The 20,944-nt window shown below is 71.0% G+C and carries 18 protein-coding genes and 1 riboswitch; of the genes, 10 read left to right on the top strand and 8 right to left on the bottom strand.

Annotation, left to right across the window (positions count from 1 at the left end):
* Positions 1-89 precede the first annotated feature (89 nt).
* Entirely contained in the window at positions 90-1,004 is a 915-nt protein-coding gene (locus BUE44_RS02850; protein ID WP_456049208.1) for an RNA polymerase sigma factor SigF, read from the top strand.
* A gap of 68 nt (positions 1,005-1,072) precedes the next feature.
* On the opposite strand, the gene BUE44_RS02845 is transcribed toward BUE44_RS02850, so the two are convergent.
* Positions 1,073-1,504: a hypothetical protein gene (locus BUE44_RS02845; protein ID WP_235001867.1), complete on the bottom strand. Its 432-nt coding sequence runs from the start codon at positions 1,502-1,504 to the stop codon at positions 1,073-1,075.
* A 48-nt stretch (positions 1,505-1,552) separates the two neighbouring features.
* Between BUE44_RS02845 and BUE44_RS02840 the strand changes: the two genes are divergently transcribed.
* Positions 1,553-2,521, top strand: coding sequence for a diacylglycerol/lipid kinase family protein (locus tag BUE44_RS02840; RefSeq protein ID WP_073493194.1), 969 nt, complete (start codon positions 1,553-1,555; stop codon positions 2,519-2,521).
* A gap of 320 nt (positions 2,522-2,841) precedes the next feature.
* Entirely contained in the window at positions 2,842-3,099 is a 258-nt protein-coding gene (locus BUE44_RS02835; protein WP_031520293.1) for a WhiB family transcriptional regulator, read from the top strand.
* A 156-nt stretch (positions 3,100-3,255) separates the two neighbouring features.
* Here BUE44_RS02835 and BUE44_RS02830 read toward each other — a convergent pair whose 3' ends face one another.
* Together BUE44_RS02830 and BUE44_RS02820 are read right to left on the bottom strand one after the other, a co-directional pair.
* The gene (locus BUE44_RS02830; protein WP_073493192.1) at positions 3,256-4,704 is read right to left on the bottom strand and encodes a sensor histidine kinase; all 1,449 of its coding nucleotides are present in this window, start codon (positions 4,702-4,704) and stop codon (positions 3,256-3,258) included.
* A 668-nt stretch (positions 4,705-5,372) separates the two neighbouring features.
* Entirely contained in the window at positions 5,373-6,449 is a 1,077-nt protein-coding gene (locus BUE44_RS02820) for an SIS domain-containing protein (protein WP_073493454.1), read from the bottom strand.
* 196 nt (positions 6,450-6,645) lie between these two features.
* Here BUE44_RS02820 and nagB point away from each other — a divergent pair, with 196 nt between their 5' ends.
* Positions 6,646-7,431, top strand: a complete 786-nt coding sequence (nagB, locus tag BUE44_RS02815) for a glucosamine-6-phosphate deaminase (protein ID WP_073493188.1) — start codon at positions 6,646-6,648, stop codon at positions 7,429-7,431.
* Between the two features lie 587 nt (positions 7,432-8,018).
* On the opposite strand, the gene BUE44_RS02810 is transcribed toward nagB, so the two are convergent.
* From BUE44_RS02810 to BUE44_RS02795, 4 genes are read right to left on the bottom strand one after another with little or no spacing between them, the layout of a single operon-like run.
* Positions 8,019-9,545, bottom strand: coding sequence for a glycoside hydrolase family 3 protein (locus tag BUE44_RS02810; protein WP_200804308.1), 1,527 nt, complete (start codon positions 9,543-9,545; stop codon positions 8,019-8,021).
* A complete protein-coding gene (locus tag BUE44_RS02805; protein ID WP_073493186.1) occupies positions 9,542-10,426 on the bottom strand; it encodes a carbohydrate ABC transporter permease in 885 nt (294 codons plus the stop codon). The genes BUE44_RS02810 and BUE44_RS02805 overlap by 4 nt, the downstream gene beginning before the upstream one ends.
* Entirely contained in the window at positions 10,423-11,424 is a 1,002-nt protein-coding gene (locus tag BUE44_RS02800) for a carbohydrate ABC transporter permease (protein WP_073493184.1), read from the bottom strand. Before BUE44_RS02800 ends, BUE44_RS02805 begins: the two co-directional genes overlap by 4 nt.
* Positions 11,425-11,469: 45 nt before the next feature.
* A complete protein-coding gene (locus tag BUE44_RS02795) occupies positions 11,470-12,783 on the bottom strand; it encodes an extracellular solute-binding protein (RefSeq protein WP_073493182.1) in 1,314 nt (437 codons plus the stop codon).
* A 319-nt stretch (positions 12,784-13,102) separates the two neighbouring features.
* Between BUE44_RS02795 and BUE44_RS02790 the strand changes: the two genes are divergently transcribed.
* The 3 genes from BUE44_RS02790 to mctP all read left to right on the top strand — a co-directional run bounded on the left by BUE44_RS02790 (position 13,103) and on the right by mctP (position 15,898).
* Positions 13,103-13,873, top strand: a complete 771-nt coding sequence (locus BUE44_RS02790; protein WP_073493450.1) for a GntR family transcriptional regulator — start codon at positions 13,103-13,105, stop codon at positions 13,871-13,873.
* 121 nt (positions 13,874-13,994) lie between these two features.
* A complete protein-coding gene (locus tag BUE44_RS02785) occupies positions 13,995-14,252 on the top strand; it encodes a DUF3311 domain-containing protein (protein ID WP_073493180.1) in 258 nt (85 codons plus the stop codon).
* Complete coding sequence (mctP, locus tag BUE44_RS02780; RefSeq protein ID WP_073493178.1) at positions 14,249-15,898, top strand: monocarboxylate uptake permease MctP; 1,650 nt, start codon at positions 14,249-14,251, stop codon at positions 15,896-15,898. Before BUE44_RS02785 ends, mctP begins: the two co-directional genes overlap by 4 nt.
* A 15-nt stretch (positions 15,899-15,913) precedes the next feature.
* On the opposite strand, the gene BUE44_RS02775 is transcribed toward mctP, so the two are convergent.
* The gene (locus BUE44_RS02775; protein ID WP_073493176.1) at positions 15,914-16,882 is read right to left on the bottom strand and encodes a helix-turn-helix domain-containing protein; all 969 of its coding nucleotides are present in this window, start codon (positions 16,880-16,882) and stop codon (positions 15,914-15,916) included.
* Between the two features lie 70 nt (positions 16,883-16,952).
* Between BUE44_RS02775 and BUE44_RS02770 the strand changes: the two genes are divergently transcribed.
* The 3 genes from BUE44_RS02770 (at position 16,953) to BUE44_RS02760 (ending at position 20,939) form a co-directional block, all read left to right on the top strand.
* The gene (locus BUE44_RS02770; RefSeq protein ID WP_073493173.1) at positions 16,953-17,141 is read left to right on the top strand and encodes a hypothetical protein; all 189 of its coding nucleotides are present in this window, start codon (positions 16,953-16,955) and stop codon (positions 17,139-17,141) included.
* 82 nt (positions 17,142-17,223) lie between these two features.
* Positions 17,224-17,290: riboswitch (cobalamin riboswitch) on the top strand.
* 209 nt (positions 17,291-17,499) lie between these two features.
* Positions 17,500-19,908, top strand: a complete 2,409-nt coding sequence (locus BUE44_RS02765; RefSeq protein WP_073493448.1) for a ribonucleoside-diphosphate reductase subunit alpha — start codon at positions 17,500-17,502, stop codon at positions 19,906-19,908.
* Positions 19,908-20,939, top strand: coding sequence for a ribonucleotide-diphosphate reductase subunit beta (locus tag BUE44_RS02760; protein ID WP_073493171.1), 1,032 nt, complete (start codon positions 19,908-19,910; stop codon positions 20,937-20,939). Before BUE44_RS02765 ends, BUE44_RS02760 begins: the two co-directional genes overlap by 1 nt.
* Positions 20,940-20,944: the final 5 nt, after the last annotated feature.

The raw sequence follows: 20,944 nt of genomic DNA, 5'->3' as shown, positions 1-20,944 counted from the left end.
CCGCGGGACCGGTGGGGCGGCCGCAGGCCGCCGGCGACGCGGCCAGGCCCCATCCCGAGCCCGCGGACGGGCAGACCCCTAGGGACGCAATGGACGCGGCGGAACAGGCGAGGACGATGGAGCAGCAGCCGGGCGGCCCGGCGGACAGGCAGCACGACGACCACCGGCCGGACGCCTCACCGCGGCCGGCGGAGCAACCGGTGCAACAGCCGGCGGAGCAACCGGCAGAGCAGCCGGTGGTGCACGACCCGCACGACCGGGCCGGCGCCCGCGCCCTCTTCGTCGAGCTGAGCAAGCTCCCCGAGGGCTCGCCGGAGCGGGCCGAGCTGCGCAACCAGCTGGTCCGCATGCACTTGCCGCTGGTCGAGCACCTGGCCCGGCGGTTCCGCAACCGCGGCGAGCCGCTGGACGACCTCACCCAGGTCGCCACCATCGGCCTGATCAAGTCGGTGGACCGCTTCGACGTCGACCGCGGGGTGGAATTCTCCACGTACGCGACGCCGACGGTGGTCGGCGAGATCAAGCGCCACTTCCGGGACAAGGGCTGGGCGGTACGGGTGCCGCGCCGCCTCCAGGAGCTGCGGCTCGCACTCACCACCGCGACCGGCGAGCTGTCCCAGCGGCACGGCCGCGCCCCGACCGTCCACGAGCTGGCCGAGCACCTGAAGATCTCCGAGGAGGAGGTCCTCGAAGGCCTGGAGTCGGCGAACGCCTACAGCACGCTGTCGCTGGACGTCCCCGACACCGACGATGAGTCCCCGGCGGTCGCCGACACCCTGGGCTCCGAGGACGAGGCCCTGGAGGGCGTCGAATACCGCGAGTCCCTCAAGCCGCTGCTCGAACAGCTCCCGCCCCGCGAGAAGACGATCCTGCTGCTGCGCTTCTTCGGCAACATGACCCAGTCGCAGATCGCCCAGGAGGTCGGCATCTCCCAGATGCACGTCTCGCGCCTCCTGGCACGCACCCTCGCGCAGCTGCGCGACAAGCTCCTCATCGAGGAGTAGCCCCCGCTCGGGGGGCACGGCGGGTCCCCGGCGTGCCCCCGGCCGGAGGGCCGCCCTTCAGGAGCGCGTCACGTCGTGGTGCGGCGGATGCCGAGCGCGTCGGTCGTCGACGGGTGGACCAGGCAGACGAGGCCGGCGAGCGCGAGGGCGCCGAGGAAGGCGCCGCCGCCCACGACCGCTCCTGAGGAGTGCAGCATCGTCCAGGCGATGGGCAGCGCCAGCAGCTGCATGATCAGCGCCGGGCCGCGGCTCCAGCGGCGCACCTTGCCGAGTCCGTACGCCGCGGCCAGCGGCAGCGCCGCCATGACCAGCACCGTCAGGCCCGCCAGCACAGCGTTGTCGCTGTGGGTGAAGAGCATCGTCACACCCCACGCGGCGACCGCGAGACCTTCGAGGCCGGCGATGGCGGCAGCGGCCACTATCCGCGGGGTCGGGGCCGCCTGCGGTGTCGCGGGGGCCTCGGACGGCACGGGCACGGGGTCGGGGGGGCTCTGGCTCACACCACTCAGCGTAGCCCGATGCGAAAAAGCGTAGGTACGCTATCGGGCATGCGCGCTCTTCTCGTCGTCAATCCCGCCGCGACCACCACCAGCGCGCGGGTGCGTGATGTGATCAGCACCGCACTGGCCAGTGATCTCAAGCTGGAGGTCGCGACCACCGAATACCGCGGGCACGCGCGCGACCTGGCCCGGCGGGCGGTGGAGGGGGGCGAGACCGAGCTGGTGGTGTCGCTCGGCGGCGACGGCACCGTCAACGAGATCGTCAACGGGCTGCTGCACCGCGGCCCCGACCCCGACTCCCTGCCGCAGCTCGCGGTGGTCCCCGGCGGCTCGACCAATGTCTTCGCGCGGGCGCTCGGCCTGCCCAACGACGCGGTGGAGGCGACCGGCGCCCTGCTGGACGCGCTGCGTGCCGGGTCCTCGCGGACGGTGGGCCTGGGACTGGTGAGCGGCACCCCGGGCACCGAGGACGAGGGGGTGCCGGACCGCTGGTTCACCTTCTGCGCGGGCCTCGGCTTCGACGCCGGCGTGGTGGGGCGGGTGGAGCAGCAGCGCGAGTTGGGCAAGCGTTCGACGCATGCGCTGTATCTGCGCCAGGTGGCCCGCCAGTTCATCGCCGACCCGCACCGCAGGCACGGCACGATCACGCTGGAGCGCCCGGACGAGGAGCCGGTGGAGGGCCTCACGACGGCGATAGTGTGCAACACCGCACCATGGACGTATCTGGGCAACCGGCCGGTCTACGCTTCCCCGGAGGCGTCCTTCGACACCGCACTTGACCTGCTGGGCATCCACAAGATGTCCGCCCTGTCCGGTTCGCGCTACGCGGCCCAGCTGCTCCGGTCGACGGCGGAGCGTGGCCCGCGGGGCAAGCACACCCTGGCTCTGCACGATCTCACGGACTTCACCTTGCAATCCCAGGCGGCACTGCCCTTCCAGGTGGACGGTGACCACCTCGGGCTGCGTATGAGCGCGACCTTCACAGGCGTACGCCGTGCACTGCGTGTGATTGTGTAAGTCGAAGAGCCTAAAGTCCTTTTACTCGAACGTTTAGACTGCCCTGCACCCCATGGAAGTACGGCTGTGATCGAGGCGACACCGAGGAATCAAAAAAAAGTTTCCTGAAGGGGTTGTATCTCCCGCCGAGGTTTGCGAGTCTCTAGGTGGCGATCGGGACGGCCGACCAAGCGGCCCCCTTGAGAGCCCGAATCTTCCACCTCACACCAGCGGGACTGCACCAGTGAAGACTGGGTGGCGTCCCGTTGCCTGTGAAGGGATTCGTGAAAGCGTTCACATTCACAAGCAACGTGCTTGTCACACAAGGAGTTGGAGCAGCCATGGACTGGCGTCACCGCGCCGTTTGCCGCGAGGAAGACCCCGAGCTCTTCTTCCCCATCGGCAACACCGGTCCTGCGCTGCTGCAGATCGAGGAAGCCAAGGCCGTCTGCCGCCGCTGCCCCGTCATGGAGCAGTGCCTGCAGTGGGCGCTGGAGAGCGGCCAGGACGCCGGTGTCTGGGGTGGCCTCAGCGAGGACGAGCGTCGCGCAATGAAGCGCCGCGCCGCCCGCAACCGGGCCCGCAACGCCAGCGCCTGACGCGCTTCCCACCGAGCCGCAGCGCGCAGCACCTGCCACACGCGCAGCACGCAGCATCCGAAAGCCCCCGTGCCAATGACGGCACGGGGGCTTTCGTCTGTCCCGGGTTCACCGTAGCCGGGGAGCCGGCGGGCGAGGCGGCGGCGATAAGAGAGTTCAGCCCTCCAGGGGGAGTTCGAGGATCACCCGGGTGCCGCGGACCGGGGCGGGGAGCATGTCGAAGGTGCCGCCCAACTCCCCGACCACCAGGGTGCGGACGATCTGCAGGCCGAGATTGCCGGCCTTCTGGGCGTCGAAGCCCGGCGGCAGGCCGCGGCCGTCGTCCTGGACGGTGATGGTGATCAGCTCCCGGCCGCGGGCGGCGGTGATGTCGACGCTGCCCGACTCCCCCGGCCCGAAGCCGTGTTCGAGCGCGTTTTGCAGCAACTCGGTGAGCACCATCGACAGCGGGGTAGCGATCTCCGCGGTGAGGATGCCGAAGCGTCCGCCGCGCCGGGCGGTGACCCGGCCGGGCGAGATCTCGGCGACCATCGCCAGCACTCGGTCGGCGATCTCGTCGAACTCCACCCGCTCGTCCAGGGTCTGGGACAGCGTCTCGTGCACGATGGCGATCGAGCCGACCCGGCGTACGGCCTCCTCCAGCGCCTCCCGGGCGCTGTCGGAGTCCATCCGGCGGGCCTGCAGCCGCAGCAGGGCCGCGACCGTCTGGAGGTTGTTCTTCACCCGGTGGTGGATCTCCCGGATGGTCGCGTCCTTGGTCATCAACTCGCGCTCACGGCGGCGCAGTTCCGTGACGTCGCGGAGCAGCACCAGGGAGCCGGTGTGCACGCCCTTGGGCTTGAGCGGGATGGCGCGCAACTGGATGACGCCGTCGCCGCCCTCGACTTCGAACTCGCGCGGCGCCCAGCCGCTGGCCAGTTTGACCAGCGCCTCGTCCACCGGGCCGCGGGCCGGGGCGAGTTCGGCGGTGGCCTTGCCGAGGTGCAGGCCGACCAGGTCGGCGGCCAGCCCCAACCGGTGGTAGGCGGACAGCGCGTTCGGGCTGGCGTACTGCACGACGCCGTCGGCGTCCAGCCGGAGCAGCCCGTCGCCGGCCCGCGGCGAGGCGTCCATGTCGACCTGCTCGGCCGGGAAGGGGAAGGCGCCGGCCGCGATCATCTGGGCCAGGTCGCTGGCGCTCTGCAAGTAGGTGAGCTCCAGCCGGCTGGGCGTGCGCACGGTCAGCAGGTTGGTGTTCCGGGCGATCACCCCGAGCACCCGGCCGTCCCGGCGCACCGGGATGGACTCGACCCGTACCGGCACCTCCTCGCGCCACTCCGGGTCGCCCTCCCGGACGATCCGCCCCTCGTCCAGGGCGGCGTCCAGCAGCGGCCGCCGGCCGCGCGGGACCAGGTGCCCGACCATGTCGTCCTGGTAGGAGGTCGGTCCGGTGTTGGGCCGCATCTGGGCCACCGAGACGTACCGCGAACCGTCCCTGGTCGGCACCCAGAGCACCAGGTCCGCGAAGGACAGGTCGGAGAGCAGTTGCCACTCCGAGACCAGGAGGTGCAGCCATTCGAGGTCGGAGGCGTCCAGCGCGGTGTGCTCGCGTACGAGGTCGTTCATGGAGGGCACGTCTGCGAGCGTACCCGGCGGCGCGAGGGGGGTGCGCTCCGCGCGGTTTCCGTGCACACTTTGTTCAGGCCGGGCACGAAATCCATGGCGTACCCATGGACACCGCGCAATGGTCTAGTCCACAATGTTCCAGCACAGTACCGAACAAGACCTCCGGGCTCCCCGCACAGGAGCGCGGATCGAGGCGCGGCGTTCTCTGCCCTGACTACGCCCCCGCCTCGTGGTCGGCCCTATCGGGCCCGCGGGGACCGCACACCCCGCCGGCCACGGTGCCGGCGTCAGCTCCGGGCTGCGGTGCCAAGAGAGGCTGAGGGTCCTCTCCCGGCACCGCGGCCCGAAGTGTTTTCCGGCCCTAGGGCGGAAAACACTTCTGCCGCGGGAGCGGGAGAGGACCCTCCCTTGCGCAGGAGGGCGCCCCCCGGGGGGCGCGTCGACGAGCCGCGCGTGGCCACCGCGCCGGAGGGGTTGTTCCTGTCGTGTCCGGACCACCGGCCGGTGGACGGCTGGGCGCGCAGTTCCCCGCGCCCCCTTGGGCGGCGCCCCCCGGACGCCGCAGCGGGGTACGTCGCCACCGCGACGGAGGGGCTGTTCCTGTCGTGTCCGGACCACCGGCCGGTGGACGGCTGGGCGCGCAGTTTCCCGCGCCCCCTTCGGGGCGGCTAGTGGGTTTCGGTGACCTTGGCGATGGCGCGGGGGGAGTCGGGGTTTTGGCCGCGGGCCATGGCGATTTCCCAGGCCAGGCGTTGGAGGGGAAGGATTTCGAGCAGCGGCTGGAGGGACTCGGGGACGTCGGTCGTCGGCATCGCGAAGCCGCCGGAGGCCGCGCGGACCTGGAGGCGGGGGCCGATCACGACGAGGTCGGCGCCGCGGCCGCGGAGGCGGTCAAGGACCGGCTGGAGGGCATTGCCGCCGCGCCCCTCGGTCACGATCGCGATGACCGGCGAGATGTTGTCCACCATGGCCAGCGGGCCGTGCAGCAGGTCGGCGCCGGAGTAGGCGAGCGCGGGGATGTAGCTGGTCTCCATGAGCTTGAGCGCGCCCTCCTTGGCCGTGGGGTAGCCGTACCCGCGGGAGGTCATCACCATCCGCTCGGCGAAGCGGTAGCGGCCGGCCAGCTCGCGTACCTCGTCGCTGCGGGCCAGCACCTGTTCCGCCAGTCCCGGCAGGCGGTGCGCGGCGGTGGCGTCGATGCCGCCCAGGGCCGCCACGAAGAGGTAGAGGATCAGCAGCTCGGCCGTGTACGTCTTCGTGGCCGGCAGCGCCTTCTCCGGCCCCGCCAGCAGGTCCAGGTGGAATTCCGAGGCCTCCGCCAGCGGCGAGTCCGGGTTGTTGGTCACCGCCAGGGTGATCGCCCCGGCCTGCCTGGCCACCCTGGTGGACCCGATCAGGTCGGGCGAGCCGCCGGACTGGCTCACCGTGATCACCAGGACGTCGTCCAGATGCGGGGTGGCGCCGTAGGCGGTGGTGGTCGACATCGAGGTCAGCCCGCAGGGCAGGCCCAGCTCGACCTCGATCAGATACTTCGCGTAGAGCGCCGCGTGGTCCGAGGTGCCGCGCGCGCTGAGCAGCACGAAACGGGGGTTGCGGTCGGCGATGGCGCGCGCCGTCGCGGTGACCGCGGGCGCCGCGCGGTCCAGGATGCGCCGCATCACCTCGGGCTGCTCGGCTATCTCGCCGGCCATGATCATGCCCGGTCGGTCCTTGCCGCGTGCCGGGGACCGCGTGCTGTCGGCCATGCCCACCGCCTCCATCCCGCCCGCCCGGTCACGGCCGGCAGCCGCCGCCCGGAGCATTCCAACAGTCGACCACAGGACGCGGCGGACCGCGCGCGGAAGCGGGTGCGGGCCGGGGGCCCGGGGATCTCGGCGGGGGCCTGCCCACCTGGTAGATTGGTCTATACCACACTCACCTCTCCAGAACGGCAGGCCCAGCGTGGAAGTTGTCATCGTCCCGGACGCCGCGGCAGGCGGCGACCTCATCGCGGATGCCATGGCTGCGCTGCTCCACCGCAAGCCGGACGCGCTCCTCGGCGTGGCCACCGGATCGACTCCGCTGCCGGTCTACCGGGCGCTCGCCGCCAAGGTGCGGGCCGGCGCGCTGGACGTCTCCCGGGCCAGGGTCTGCCAGCTGGACGAATACGTGGGGCTGCCCACCGGGCACCCCGAGTCGTACCGCTCGGTCGTCCTGCGCGAGGTCGTGGAACCGCTCGGGCTGTCCCCCGAGGCCTTCATGGGCCCCGACGGCGCCGCCGATGACGTCCAGGCCGCCTGCGAGGCGTACGACGCCGCGCTCGCCTCGGCCGGCGGGGTGGACCTCCAGCTGCTGGGCATAGGCACGGACGGGCACATCGGCTTCAACGAGCCGTGCTCGTCGCTCGCCTCCCGCACCAGGATCAAGACGCTCACCGAGCAGACCCGGGTGGACAACGCCCGCTTCTTCGGCGGCGACATCGCGGCCGTGCCGCACCACGTCATCACGCAGGGCATCGGCACGATCCTGGAGGCCCGGCACCTCGTCCTCCTCGCCACCGGCGAGGGCAAGGCGGAGGCGGTCGCCGCCACCGTCGAGGGACCCGTCGCCGCCGTCGTCCCGGCCTCCGCCCTCCAGCTCCACCCGCACGCCACGGTGATCGTCGACGAGGCCGCCGCCACCAAGCTCAAGCTCGCGCCGTACTTCCGCGCGACCTACGCGGCGAAGCCGCCTTGGCAGGGCCTGTAGCCCCTGCCAGACCAGCCGCCCGGGGGCACCGCCGCGTGCCCCCCACGACGCCCCGTCGTGTCTTGGGCGGTTTCCCCCCGTCCCCCTGGCGTGGTGCCCGCCCGTCCCCACACGACGCTCCGTCGTGGCCGGTCGCGCGGTTCTCCCCCCAGCGCTTCGCCTGGGGGTACCCCCACGCGCCCCTGAAAACGCGCGCCATCCTGCGCAAAAGTCCAGCCCCCTGGCAGGGGCCAACGCTGGGCGCAGGAAGACACAGAACCCAAAGGGGCGCGGGGAACTGCGCGACCAGCCACGACGCAGCCGCAGCCAAGCACCGCCCCGCAAGGGGCAGGACCCAAAGGGGCGCGTGGGGGTACCCCCAGGCGAAGCGCTGGGGGGAGAACTGCGCGACCAGCCACGACGCAGCCGCAGCCAAGCACCGCCCCGCAAGGGGCAGGACCCAAAGGGGCGCGTGGGGGTACCCCCAGGCGAAGCGCTGGGGGGAGAACTGCGCGACCAGCCACGACGCACACGCAGCCAAGCACCGCCCCGCAAGGGTCACCCCCGGGGGTAGGCGGGGGTCGCCCACCGGCCCGGGGGGAAGGGGATTAGCGCGAGGTCACGATGACCTCGGCCGCGGCTTCGCCGCATACGCGTGCCGCGCCGTGCGTGGCGACGTGGAGGGCGCCGCAGGGGGGTGCCTGGGGGACGCCCATCTCGACGACGATCGTGGACGGCCTGGCGGCCACCAGGCCGGCGAGCGCGTCGGCCATCCACGCGTGGCGGTGGACGTCGCGCACGACGGCGACGATCCGCCGCGTACCGGCGGCGGCGAGCACGTCCTCGGCGAAGGAGGACCCGCCCGCGTCCGCCGCGCGGAAGGTGGCGGTCTCGGTGCCGGGCAGCAGGCGGCCCAGTTCCGCGGCCACGCCCCACGGCGTGTCCTCGCCGACGGCGATGTTGGCCACCGGCGTGAAGGCGGCCACGTACGGCGCCGTCTCCAGGGCCTCGAAGCCGGGCTCGCGGGTGACCCGCAGGGCCCGCCTGGCCGCTTCGAGGCCGACCTCGGCGGCGGGTGCGGTCCCCTCCGCTGCGCCCGCCTGCCCGGCCGCCCAGGCGGCCAGCTCGCGGACCCGGGTCGCCGCGTCGGCGAGCCGCTGCCTGGGCAGGTCTCCGGACTCGACCGCGGCGACGATCGCGTCCCGCAGGACGCGGACGGTCTGCTCGTCGGCGAGCCCGCCGCCGACGCAGATCGCGTCGGCGCCGGCGGCCAGCGCCATGACGGTGCCGCGTTCGATGCCGTACGTGGCGGCGATCGCCTGCATCTCGATGCCGTCGGTGACGATGAGGCCGTCGTAGCCGAGACCGCCCGCTTCGCGCGGGGCCCGCAGCAGGCCGGTGAGGGCGGCGGGGCTCAGGGTCGCGGGCAGGTCGGGGTCGAGCGCGGGCACCAGGATGTGCGCGCTCATCACGACCTTGGTGCCGGCCGCCAGCGCGGCGCGGAAGGGCACCAGTTCGCGCGACCGCAGGGTCGCGAGGTCGACGTCGATACGCGGCAGCGCGTGGTGCGAGTCGGTGGCGGTGTCGCCGTGGCCCGGGAAGTGCTTGACGCAGGCGGCGACGCCCGCGGACTGCAGGCCCTCGACGTAGGCGGCGGTGTTGCGGGCCACCAGTTCGGGGTCGGCGCCGAAGGAGCGTACGCCGATGACCGGGTTGCCCGGGTCGGAGTTGACGTCGGCGGACGGCGCCCAGTTGAGGTTGACGCCGCATTCGGCGAGCCGGCGGCCGAGTTCGGCGGCCACCGCCCGGGTGAGCTTCACGTCGTCGACCGCGCCGAGCGCGAGGTTGCCGGGGAAGGACGAACCGCCGCGCGCCTCAAGGCGGGTGACGTCGCCGCCCTCCTCGTCGGCGGCGACCAGCACGTCCGGGCGTACGGCCCGCAGCTGCGCGGTGAGCGCGGCCAGTTGCTCGGGTGATTCGATGTTGCGGGCGAACAGCGCCACCGCGCCGAGGCCTTCGGCGAGCTGTCGCAGCAGCCACTCGGGCGCTGTGGTGCCGACGAAGCCGGGCTGCAGGACGGTCAGCGCGTCGCGGACCAGGAGGTCCGCAGGCGTGTCGGTGGAAATGACGGTCATCCCTTCACCGCCCCGGCCGTGAGGCCGGCGGCCATCTTGCGCTGGACGAGGAGGAAGAGGATCACCACGGGGATACCCATCATGGTCGATCCGGCCATCATCGGCGCGTACTCGGTTCCGTGCTGGGTGGTGAACGACCCCAGCCAGACGGTCGCCGTCTGGTGGTCCTGGCTCATCACCAGCAGCGCGTAGAGGAATTCGTTCCAGGCCTGGATGAATCCGTAGATGGAGGTGGCGACCAGGCCGGGGGCCAGCAGCGGGAAGACCACCCGGATGAAGGCGCCGGTGCGGCTGCAGCCGTCCACCATGGCGGCTTCTTCCAGCTCCTTGGGGATGTTGACGATGAAGCCGCGCAGCGTCCAGACGGTGAAGGGCAGCACGAAGGTCAGGTACGTCAGCACCAGGCCCGACAGCTTGTCGATCTGGTGGATCTGGTTGAGCAGCAGGAAGACCGGGATGATCATCGCGACCAGCGGCACCATCTGCACGGTCAGGATGCCGACGATGACGACCTTGCGGCCGCGGAAGGCGAACCGGGAGATGGCCAGCGCCGCGAGCAGGCCGATGACCGAGCCGATCACGACGGTGCTTGCGCTGACGATGAGGCTGCGCTCGACGGGGCCCCAGAAGTCGCTGATGTTCAGGGCGCGGTGGAAGTTCTCCAGCGACACCGGCCACGGGAAGAAGTGCGGCTTGGGGTCGATGGCGTCCTTGGCGGGCTTGAACGCCGTGTTGATCATCCAGTAGACCGGGAAGGCGGCCAGGACGAAGACCAGCAGGCCGAGGATGTTCCAGCCCAGTTTGGCGTTGCGCCGGCGGCGGCTCACCGCGGCCAGGCGGCCGGCGTTGGCGGCGGTCGGCCGCGAGGTCAGCGCGCTCATTCCACCTCTCCGATCTTCAGCATCTGCCGCATGTACACCGCGACCACGCCGAGCAGCAGCAGCACGGTGAGCAGTGCGATGGCGGAACCGGTGGCGTAGTCGTTGACACCGAACGCCTTTTCGTACGAGTAGGTGGTGAGCAGCTGGAACTCGGGTTCCGGGTGGCCGCCGCGCATCAGCCACACCTGGGCGAAGACGCCCATGTCCCAGATGACCGACAGGGTCGTCATCATCACGACCAGCGGCTTGATGATCGGGAAGGTCACGTAGCGGAAGACCCCGAAGGCGGCGGCGCCGTCCAGCCGGGCGGCCTCCTCCAGCTCCTTGGGGACCTGGGTGAGGCCGGCGCTCAGCGTGATCACCACGAAGGGGATCGCGCCCCACACCACCTGGAGCATGATCACGCTCAGGCCCTCGGGTCCCGAGGCGAACCAGTTGTGGCCGGTGTAGTCGACGCCAGGGAGCCGGCTGAGCGTCCAGTTGACGACGCCGTAGTCGCTGTCGAACATCCACTTGAAGACGGTGACGGCGACGACCACGGGCATCGCCCAGCTGGCGACCAGCGCGATGTTCACCAGGGTGCGGACCCAGCCGGAGACCCGCTGCAGCAGCAGGGCGACCAGCATGCCGATCACCATGGTGAGGATCACCGCGCTGCCCGCGAACACCACGGTCCTGATCACCACCGACCAGAACTCGTGGTCGGTGAGGATCGCCTGGTAGTTGTCGAAGCCGACCCAGGTGGCCGGTTTGAAGCCCCACAGCTGCGGCTTCTTGTAGTCCTGGAAGGACAGCGTCCCCAGCTTGATCAGCGGGTACCCCAGGACGAGGACCAGCACCAGGATGCACGGTGCCAGCAGCAGCCACGGTGTGGCGGCCCGTCCGAGCAGGTACCTGCGGCGCCGGGTGGCGCGGGCTCTCCCGGGCCGTCGGCCGGGAGGTGATGAGTGCCGCCGCGGGGGCGGCACCTGGGTGGTGGTGGTATCGGCGGCACTCATCACGTGCTCCTCAGCGGTCCCGGTCTCCTGTTGTGCGAGGACAGGTCAGTTCTTGACGTTCAGAACCTTGTCCATCGCGGCGTCAGCGGCCTTCGCGGCGTCCTGGACGGACTGCTTGCCGGTGGCGATGTTCTGCAGCATGGTCTGCATCGTCTGGGCCTTCTCGACGCTGCCCCAGCCGGGTGCGGTCGGGACGAACCAGCTGCTCTCGGCCGCGGTCGCGGTGACCGTGTTGGCCGGGTCGGCCTTGAGCGTGGCCAGCTGCGTGTTGTTGTTCGGCAGGTTGCCCTTGCCCATCAGGGTGGTCTGCGCCTGGGTGTTGGTGAAGTCGTTGATCCACTCGGACGCCAGGTCGGTGTTCTTCGACTTGGACGGGACCGCCAGGTCGGAGCCGCCGAGGAAGACCGGGAGGGCCTTGCCGGACGGGCCGGGCATCACGAAGTTGACCAGGTTGGTCTTGAGCTTGCCGCCGGTCTTGTCGAACTTCGGGTCCGCGGCGGACGGGGCCTCCCAACCGGGGGCGTAGATCATGGCCGACTTGCCCTGGCCGTAGACGATGTAGCGGTCGGACTCGTCCTTGGTGAGGTCGCCGTGCATGTACTTGCCGACGGCGTTCTTCCACGCGGTCAGGCCCTGGATCGCCGCGGGGGTCTCCAGCGCGCCCTTCCACTGGCCGCCCTCGTTGGTGGCGATGGCGCCGCCGGCGTCGTAGACGAAGGACAGGCCGGCGTACCAGTCACGCGAGGGCTGGTACCAGGCGTTGAACTTGGCGCCCTCCTTGGCCTGGATCTTGTCCAGGTCGCCGGTCAGCTCGGCCCACGACTTGGGGGTGGCGGTGACACCGGCCGCAGCGGCGATGTCCTTGCGCCAGGTGGCGATACGCGCTGCGGCGTAGTACGGCACGCCGTAGGTCTTGCCGTCGTAGTTCACCGACTGCTTCAGACCGTCGAGCCACTGGGCGGAGTTGTCGAACTTCGACGCGTCCAGCTCGGCGAAGGCACCCTCCGCCATGTAGGGCACCATCTCGGTGTTGCCCATCTCGACGACGTCGGGCGCCTTGTCGGTGGCGAGCACCGCGTCGAGCTTGGCGTTCTTGTCCGGCCACGCGTAGTACTCGTGCTTGACCTTCAGGCCCGGGTGCTTGGCGATGATCGCGTCGTCGGCGGACTTCACCAGCTCCGGCCAGTTGTGCTGCGCGTCGACCGTGAGCCAGACGGTGATGGTCTTGTCAGTCGTGGCGGCAGACGACGACGAACCGGCGTCCGCCTTCTTGCCGTCGTCCTTCTTGTCAGATCCACACGCCGCGATACCGACGATCATGGTCGCGACGCCGATCGCCGCGATGAGCTTGCGCTTCACGCCACCCTCCTCAGGATGCCCGAAACTCCCCCCACCGCCCGAATTGCCGGCCGCCGTACGAGAACACGTCGGCCGAGTCCTGCTCGTGGGTCTGGGATTGGTCGTAAATGGTTTAGACCAGTACCGGGAGCTTGGCCTAGACCTTTAGGGGTGTCAAGGGTGTATAAGAACACCCGTCGGACCTGTTATCGGACCGACACCTCAGGGGAACCACACCCCCCGCCGCCTCTCTCCCGCAGGGCCGCGCGTGCCACCATGTGAGCCGCGATCAACGGAGGAGCCGGTGACGGCAGCACGACAGCAGTCGGGAGTGAACGTCATGGAGAGCGACGCGGTCACCAGCGCGGAGACCACGGCGGGCGGCGCCGCGGGCCGCACCGCCCGGGTGCCAAAGTACTACCGGCTCAAGCGCCATCTGCTGGACATCACGCAGACGATGCCCCCCGGCACCCCGGTCCCGCCCGAACGCACGCTGGCCACCGAGTTCGACACCTCCCGCACCACCGTCCGGCAGGCGCTCCAGGAACTCGTCGTCGAGGGGCGCCTGGAGCGCATCCAGGGCAAGGGCACCTTCGTGGCCAAGCCCAAGGTCTCCCAGGCGCTGCAACTGACCTCCTACACCGAGGACATGCGCGCCCAGGGCCTGGAACCCACCTCCCAGCTGCTGGACATCGGCTACATCACCGCCGACGACCGGCTCGCCGGTCTGCTGGACATGAAGGCCGGCGGCCGGGTGCTGCGGATCGAACGCCTCCGGCTGGCCAATTCCGAGCCGATGGCGATCGAGACCACCCACCTGTCCGCCAAGCGCTTCCCCGCGCTGCGCCGCAGCCTGGCCAAGTACACCTCGCTCTACACCGCGTTGGCCGAGGTCTACGACGTGCGGCTGGCCGAGGCGGAGGAGACCATCGAGACGTCGCTGGCCACCCCGCGCGAGGCCGGACTGCTGGGCACCGACGTGGGCCTGCCGATGCTGATGCTCTCCCGGCACTCCATCGACACCACCGGCGAACCGGTGGAGTGGGTGCGCTCGGTCTACCGCGGCGACCGCTACAAGTTCGTGGCCAGGCTCAGCAGGCCGACCGACTGAAGCCGTAACCCGACCGGCTGACAGGGCGATCGATCCCTGCACGGGTAGTGACGGCCGCCGGTAACCTCCCCTAGATTCCTGCGCACTACACACGTCGCTCTAGGGGACGGGAGCACCACCCATGCCGGAAGCACCACCGGACACACGGCCACCGGTCGTCACCCCCAGCCGGGTGGTGGCCGGCCTGTGCCTGCTCGTACCGTTCGTCGCCCTGCTGTGGGTGAACTCCTACGCGCGCCTGACGCCGGCCTTCATCGGCATCCCGTTCTTCTACTGGTACCAGATGGCCTGGGTGCCGGTGACCGCCGCGCTGACCTACGTCGCGTACGTGCTCGTACGCCGCGAGGAGCGGGCGCGCAAGGCGGGTGAGACCCGGTGAAGAACGGCGTCAACGGCGTCGCACTCGGCGTCTTCATCTTCTTCTTCCTGGCCGTCACCGTGCTCGGCTTCCTCGCCGCCCGCTGGCGGCGCGCCGCCGACCCGCTGCACCTGGACGAATGGGGCCTGGGCGGGCGGAGTTTCGGCACCTGGGTGACCTGGTTCCTGCTCGGCGGCGACCTCTACACCGCCTACACCTTCGTCGCGGTGCCCGCCGCCATCTACAGCGCGGGCGCGAGCGGCTTCTTCGCCGTGCCGTACACGATCATCACCTACCCGCTGGTCTTCCTCTTCCTGCCCCGGCTGTGGTCGGTCTCCCACAAGCACGGCTACGTCACCTCCTCGGACTTCATCCGCGGCCGGTTCGGGTCCAAGAGCCTCTCGGTGGCCGTCGCCATCACCGGCATCATCGCCACGATGCCGTACATCGCGCTCCAACTCGTCGGCATCCAGGCCGTCCTGGACGTGATGGGCGTCGGCGGCAGCGACTCCACGAACTGGTTCGTCAAGGACCTGCCGCTGCTGATCGCCTTCGGCGTGCTGGCCGCGTACACCTACTCCTCCGGGCTGCGGGCGCCCGCGCTGATCGCCTTCGTCAAGGACGCGCTGATCTACATCGTCATCGTGGTCGCGATCATCTACATCCCGTACAAGCTCGGCGGCTTCGACGACGTCTTCAGCAAGGCCGGCGCCGCCTACGCGGTCAAGACCCACGGGGTCCCCCGCGGCTCGCTGGTGAGCGCACCGCAGGCCCAATGGGCCTACGCCACGCTGGCGATGGGCTCGGCGATGGCGCTCTTCCTCTACCCGCACTCGGTGACGGCCGTGCTGTCCAGCAAGAGCCGCGACACCATCCGCCGCAACACCACGATCCTGCCGCTGTACTCCCTGATGCTCGGCCTGCTGGCGATGCTCGGCTTCATGGCGCTCGCCGCCCACGTCGGCGGCAAGGGATACAACGCCCAACTCGCCATCCCCCAGCTGTTCGAGAACATGTTCCCCTCGTGGTTCGCCGGCGTCGCCTTCGCGGCGATCGGCATCGGGGCACTCGTCCCCGCCGCGATCATGTCCATCGCGGCGGCCAACCTCTTCACCCGCAACATCTACCGGGACCTGATCAGACCGGACGCCACCCCCGCGCAGCAGACCGCGGTCTCCAAGGTCGTCTCGCTGCTGGTGAAGGTCGGCGCCCTGGTCTTCGTCCTCACCATGGACAAGACCGTGGCGATCAACTTCCAGCTGCTGGGCGGCATCTGGATCCTGCAGACCGTCCCGGCCATAGTCGGCGGCCTGTTCACCCGCTGGTTCCACCGCTGGGCGCTGCTGGCCGGCTGGGCCGCCGGCATGGGCTACGGCACGTGGAAGGCGTACGAGCAGTCCAGCCCGGCCCAGTCGCACTTCGGCGGGAATTCGGACATGATCCCGTGGATCGGCGAGAAGGGCTACATCGGCCTGACCGCCTTCGTCCTCAACATCGGCGTCGCGTTCGTCCTCACGCTGGCGCTGCGCGCGCTCAAGGCCCCGGCAGGGGTCGACGAGACCGTCAGGTCCGACTACACGACCGAGTCCGACCCCGCCCCGGCCGACCCGACCGTTCCGGGCGACCCGGGCGTCTCCCCGGGCCTGCCCGAACCCGCGGGGGCGTGACCGGGGAGTCCGCCGCTACCGGTACCGGGCGCCCTCCGAGCGGAAGGCGCGCCGGTAGGCGTGCGGGGTCGTGCCGACCCACTGGCCGAAGTGGTGGCGCAAGGTGGCGGCGTTGCCGAAGCCGGCCCGGACCGCGACGGAGTCGACCGTGACGTCGGAGCCTTCGAGGAGTTCGCGGGCCAGCAGGACCCGCTGGCCGAGCAGCCAGCGGTAAGGCGTCGTGCCGGTCTCCTGCTGGAAGCGCCGCGCGAAGGTCCGGGGCGACATGTGGGCGCGGGCGGCCAGGGCGTCCACCGTGACGTCCTGGTCGAGGTGGCGCTCCATCCAGGACAGGACGCCGGCGACCGAGTCGCTGGTGGCCCGGGGCAGCGGCCGGTCGACGTACTGCGCCTGGCCGCCCTCGCGGTGCGGGGGGACGACCATGCGGCGGGCGATGCCGTTGGCGACGGCGACGCCCTGCTCCTTGCGCACCAGGTGCAGGCAGGCGTCGATGCCGGCCGCGGTGCCCGCCGAGGTGACGACGCCGGCGTCGTCCACGTAGAGGACGTCGAGCTCCACCCGGGCCTCGGGGTGGCGGGCGGCGAGCAACTCGGTGTGCCGCCAGTGCGCGGCGCAGCGTCGGCCGTCGAGCAGGCCGGCCGCGCCCAGCACGAAGACCCCGGAGCAGACGCTCAGCACGGTCGCGCCGCGCTCGACGGCCCTGGTCAGCGCCCGCAGGAGGTCGGGCGGGAAACCCCGCTCCAGGGAGTCGTCCGCGGCCGGTACGGCGACGAGGTCGGCCTCCTCCAGCCGGTCGAGGCCTTCCGTGGCGGCGATCTCGAAGCCCGCGTGGGTGCGCAGCCGCGGGCCTTCGGCCGAGACGACCGCGAAGTCGTAGACCGGCAGGCCGTCTTCGCTGCGGTCCAGCCCGAAGACCTCGCACAGCACGCCCAGTTCGAAGGGGTGGACCCCGTCCAGCAGCACCACGGCGACGTTTTCCAGCATGGCAGGATCTTAACGTAGTGCGGCACTACTGCCACTTATCGGAGGACAGCAGTGTGGCGACCATTGACTCATGACAGTTCTCCTGGACATCGCCGCACTGCTCGCCCTCACCCTGGCCCTGACCTTCGTGCCGCTCATGGGCCACCGCACCGACGTCCGCATCACCCGGGCGATCCGCGCCGCCGAGCGGGGTGAAGCGCCCGGAATCCCACCGGAAAAGCCCGCTCCGGCCCGTCAGGCCCGGCCTGTGCGGTACTGAACGCCCCTTCCCTCGACACAACATGTAGGCGTCACCCCGAGACCCGGCACAAGATGTATGCTCAAGTCCGCTGCCCGCAGGGGAAGCCGGTGCGAATCCGGCGCTGCCCCGCAACGGTGAGCGAGCGATGCGTCGGCGCCCCCAGGCGAAGCCCTGGGGTGCGTCCACGCGCCGCCGCACAGCCCGATCGCCTGCCGGCAGCCGGCGCCCTCACGGTCGAAGGACCGCTGTGCGCCGACGAGTCCGGGCCTCGCGGAGTGGGCCTGCGGACGCGGTCCGGCATGCCCTGACGCACGCCCGGCCGCCGCCGCTCCTCCCCCGCGTGGCCACCGCCGCGTACGAGGGAGACCACACCACCGTGACCATCGCGCTTCAAGCCCCCGCCGCCCGCGGGGAATCGCCCGCCACCGAGCCCGACAGCGCCGGCGCCGACCTGCTGCGCACCCTCGTCGCACTCTGTGCCGACCTGCCGGACACCGACCCGGGACGGGTCGCCGCCGCGGCGCTGCGAGGCCGCAGCGGCGGCGCCGGCGCCGCCGAACTGCGGGAGCTGGCCGTCGAGGCGGCCGCCGGGCTGATCTCCGAGGACCCGGCCTACTCGCGGCTCGCCGCCCGGCTGCTCACGCTGGCCATCGCCGAGGAGGCCGCCTCGCAGGGGTCGGTGTCCTTCACCACCGCCATCGCGGTGGGCCACCGCGAAGGCCTGATCGCGGACCGGACGGCGGACTTCGCCGTACGCCACGCCGCCCGGCTCGACGCGCTGGTCGACCGGGCGCTCGCCGACCGCGCCGACGACCGCTTCGGCTACTTCGGCCTGCGCACCCTCTACAGCCGCTACCTGCTGCGGCACCCGCTGACCCGCAAGGTGATCGAGACCCCGCAGCACTTCATGCTGCGCGTCGCCTCGGGCCTGGCGGAGGAGGAGCCCGGCGGCCCGGGAGGGACGGCGGCCGCCGTGGACGAGGTCGCCGCCCTCTACCGGCTGATGAGCGCGCTGGACTACCTGCCCAGCTCCCCGACCCTCTTCAACTCCGGTACGCGGCACCCGCAGATGTCGTCCTGCTACCTGCTGGACTCGCCGCTGGACGAGCTGGACTCGATCTACGAGCGCTACCAGCAGGTGGCGCGGCTGTCCAAGCACGCGGGCGGCATCGGCCTGTCCTACTCCCGCATCAGGGCCCGCGGTTCGCTGATCCGCGGCACCAACGGGCACTCCAACGGGATCGTGCCGTTCCTGAAGACCCTGGACGCCTCGGTCGCGGCGGTCAACCAGGGCGGCCGGCGCAAGGGCGCCGCGGCGGTCTACCTGGAGACCTGGCACGCCGACATCGAGGAATTCCTCGAACTGCGGGACAACACCGGCGAGGACGCCCGCCGCACCCACAACCTCAACCTCGCGCACTGGGTGCCCGACGAGTTCATGCGCCGGGTCGACGCCGACGGCGACTGGTCGCTGTTCTCGCCCGCCGACGTGCCCGACCTCGTCGACCTGTGGGGCGACGACTTCGACACGGCCTACCGCGCCGCCGAGGCGGCCGGCCTGGCGCAGCGCACCCTCCCGGCACGCGAACTGTACGGCCGGATGATGCGCACCCTCGCGCAGACCGGCAACGGCTGGATGACCTTCAAGGACGCCTCCAACCGCACCGCCAACCAGACCGCGCTGCCCGGCCGCACGGTCCACTCCTCCAACCTGTGCACGGAGATCCTGGAGGTCACCGACGACTCCGAGACCGCGGTCTGCAACCTCGGCTCGGTCAACCTGAGCGCTTTCGTGACCCCGGACGGCGAGATCGACTGGCGGCGCCTGGACGAGACCGTGCACACCGCGGTGACCTTCCTGGACCGGGTGGTGGACATCAACTACTACCCGACCGAGCAGGCGGGCCGCTCCAACTCCCGCTGGCGGCCCGTCGGGTTGGGCGTGATGGGGCTGCAGGACGTCTTCTTCAAGCTGCGGCTGCCGTTCGGCTCGGCCGAGGCCCGCGCGCTGTCCACGAAGATCGCCGAGCGGGTGATGCTCGTCGCCTACGAGGCCTCCTGCGACCTGGCCGAGCGCTACGGGCCGCTGCCCGCCTGGGAGCAGACCCGTACCGCCGCCGGTGTGCTGCACCCCGACCACTACGGCGTCGAGCCCAGCTGGCCGGAGCGCTGGGCGGCGCTGCGCGAGCGGGTCGCGGCCGGCGGGATGCGCAACGCGCTGCTGCTGGCCATCGCGCCGACCGCGACGATCGCCTCCATCGCCGGGTCCTACGAGTGCATCGAGCCGCAGGTCTCCAACCTCTTCAAGCGCGAGACGCTGTCGGGCGAGTTCCTCCAGGTCAACTCCTACCTGGTGGCCGACCTCAAGCGGCTCGGGGTGTGGGACGCGCAGAGCCGGGAGGCGCTGCGGGACGCCAACGGCTCGGTCCAGGGCTTCAGTTGGATCCCGGCCGAGGTGCGCGAGCTGTACCGCACCGCGTGGGAGCTGCCGCAGCGCGCGCTGATCGACATGGCCGCGGCCCGCACCCCGTACCTGGACCAGAGCCAGTCGCTGAACCTGTTCCTGGAGACGCCCACCATCGGCAAGCTCTCCTCGATGTACGCCTACGCGTGGAAGCAGGGCCTCAAGACCACCTACTACCTGCGCTCCCGCCCGGCCACCCGGATCGCCCGCGCCGCCCAGGCGGCCGCCCCCGTACCCCCCGTGACCGTGCCGGCTGCCGCCGACGCGGACGCGATCGCCTGCTCCCTGGAAAACCCCGAGTCCTGCGAGGCCTGCCAGTAATGACCGCCACACCCGTGAAGAACCTGCTCGACCCGGGCTTCGAACTGACCCTGCGGCCCATGCGCTACCCGGACTTCTACGAGCGCTACCGCGACGCGATCAAGAACACCTGGACGGTGGAGGAGGTCGACCTGCACTCCGACGTCGCCGACCTGGCCAAACTCACCCCGGGCGAGCAGCACATGATCGGCCGCCTGGTGGCCTTCTTCGCCACCGGCGACTCGATCGTCTCCAACAACCTGGTGCTGACCCTCTACAAGCACATCAACTCCCCCGAGGCGCGGCTGTACCTGTCCCGCCAGCTGTACGAGGAGGCCGTGCACGTCCAGTTCTACCTGACGCTGCTCGACACCTACCTGCCCGATCCGGCCGACCGGGCCGCCGCCTTCGACGCCGTCGAGGAGATCCCGTCGATCCGGGAGAAGGCGCAGTTCTGCTTCCGCTGGATGGCCAACTTCGACGGGCGGGGCGCCGAGAAGATCGACCGCCTCGAATCCCGCGAGGACCGCCGCCGCTTCCTGCTCAACCTGATCTGCTTCGCGGCCTGCATCGAGGGCCTGTTCTTCTACGGTGCCTTCGCCTACGTCTACTGGTTCCGCTCGCGCGGGCTGCTGCACGGTCTCGCCACCGGCACCAACTGGGTGTTCAGGGACGAGACGATGCACATGAGCTTCGCCTTCGACGTGGTCGACACCGTGCGCAAGGAGGACCCCGGGCTCTTCGACGACGCGCTGCGCGAGGAGGTCACCGCCATGCTGCGCGAAGCCGTCGACGCGGAGCTGCAGTTCGGCCGCGACCTGTGCGGCGACGGGCTGCCCGGCATGAACACCGAGTCCATGCGGGCGTATCTGGAGTGCGTCGCCGACCAGCGCCTCGCCCGGCTGGGCTTCCCGCCCCTCTACGGGTCGCAGAACCCCTTCTCCTTCATGGAGTTGCAGGGCGTCCAGGAGCTGACCAACTTCTTCGAGCGCCGCCCCTCCGCCTACCAGGTGGCGGTGGAGGGCACGGTGGCGCTCGACGAGGACTTCTAGGCCGC

Origin of the sequence: Actinacidiphila paucisporea (assembly GCF_900142575.1) — a bacterium.
In the GTDB taxonomy this organism is placed as follows: domain Bacteria; phylum Actinomycetota; class Actinomycetes; order Streptomycetales; family Streptomycetaceae; genus Actinacidiphila; species Actinacidiphila paucisporea.
Note: the sequence above shows the minus strand (reverse complement) of the source record. Positions and strands in the feature narration are given on the sequence as shown.

What these genes read in the sequence shown, in the direction of transcription:
- BUE44_RS02850 (WP_456049208.1), top strand. Translation starts at nt 90, where the DNA reads ATGGACGCGGCGGAACAGGCGAGGACGATGGAGCAGCAGCCGGGCGGC.
- BUE44_RS02840 (WP_073493194.1), top strand. Translation starts at nt 1,553, where the DNA reads ATGCGCGCTCTTCTCGTCGTCAATCCCGCCGCGACCACCACCAGCGCG.
- BUE44_RS02835 (WP_031520293.1), top strand. Translation starts at nt 2,842, where the DNA reads ATGGACTGGCGTCACCGCGCCGTTTGCCGCGAGGAAGACCCCGAGCTC.
- BUE44_RS02830 (WP_073493192.1), bottom strand. Translation starts at nt 4,704, where the DNA reads ATGAACGACCTCGTACGCGAGCACACCGCGCTGGACGCCTCCGACCTC.
- BUE44_RS02820 (WP_073493454.1), bottom strand. Translation starts at nt 6,449, where the DNA reads ATGGCCGACAGCACGCGGTCCCCGGCACGCGGCAAGGACCGACCGGGC.
- BUE44_RS02810 (WP_200804308.1), bottom strand. Translation starts at nt 9,545, where the DNA reads ATGACCGTCATTTCCACCGACACGCCTGCGGACCTCCTGGTCCGCGAC.
- BUE44_RS02805 (WP_073493186.1), bottom strand. Translation starts at nt 10,426, where the DNA reads ATGAGCGCGCTGACCTCGCGGCCGACCGCCGCCAACGCCGGCCGCCTG.
- BUE44_RS02800 (WP_073493184.1), bottom strand. Translation starts at nt 11,424, where the DNA reads ATGAGTGCCGCCGATACCACCACCACCCAGGTGCCGCCCCCGCGGCGG.
- BUE44_RS02790 (WP_073493450.1), top strand. Translation starts at nt 13,103, where the DNA reads ATGGAGAGCGACGCGGTCACCAGCGCGGAGACCACGGCGGGCGGCGCC.
- BUE44_RS02785 (WP_073493180.1), top strand. Translation starts at nt 13,995, where the DNA reads ATGCCGGAAGCACCACCGGACACACGGCCACCGGTCGTCACCCCCAGC.
- BUE44_RS02775 (WP_073493176.1), bottom strand. Translation starts at nt 16,882, where the DNA reads ATGCTGGAAAACGTCGCCGTGGTGCTGCTGGACGGGGTCCACCCCTTC.
- BUE44_RS02770 (WP_073493173.1), top strand. Translation starts at nt 16,953, where the DNA reads ATGACAGTTCTCCTGGACATCGCCGCACTGCTCGCCCTCACCCTGGCC.
- BUE44_RS02760 (WP_073493171.1), top strand. Translation starts at nt 19,908, where the DNA reads ATGACCGCCACACCCGTGAAGAACCTGCTCGACCCGGGCTTCGAACTG.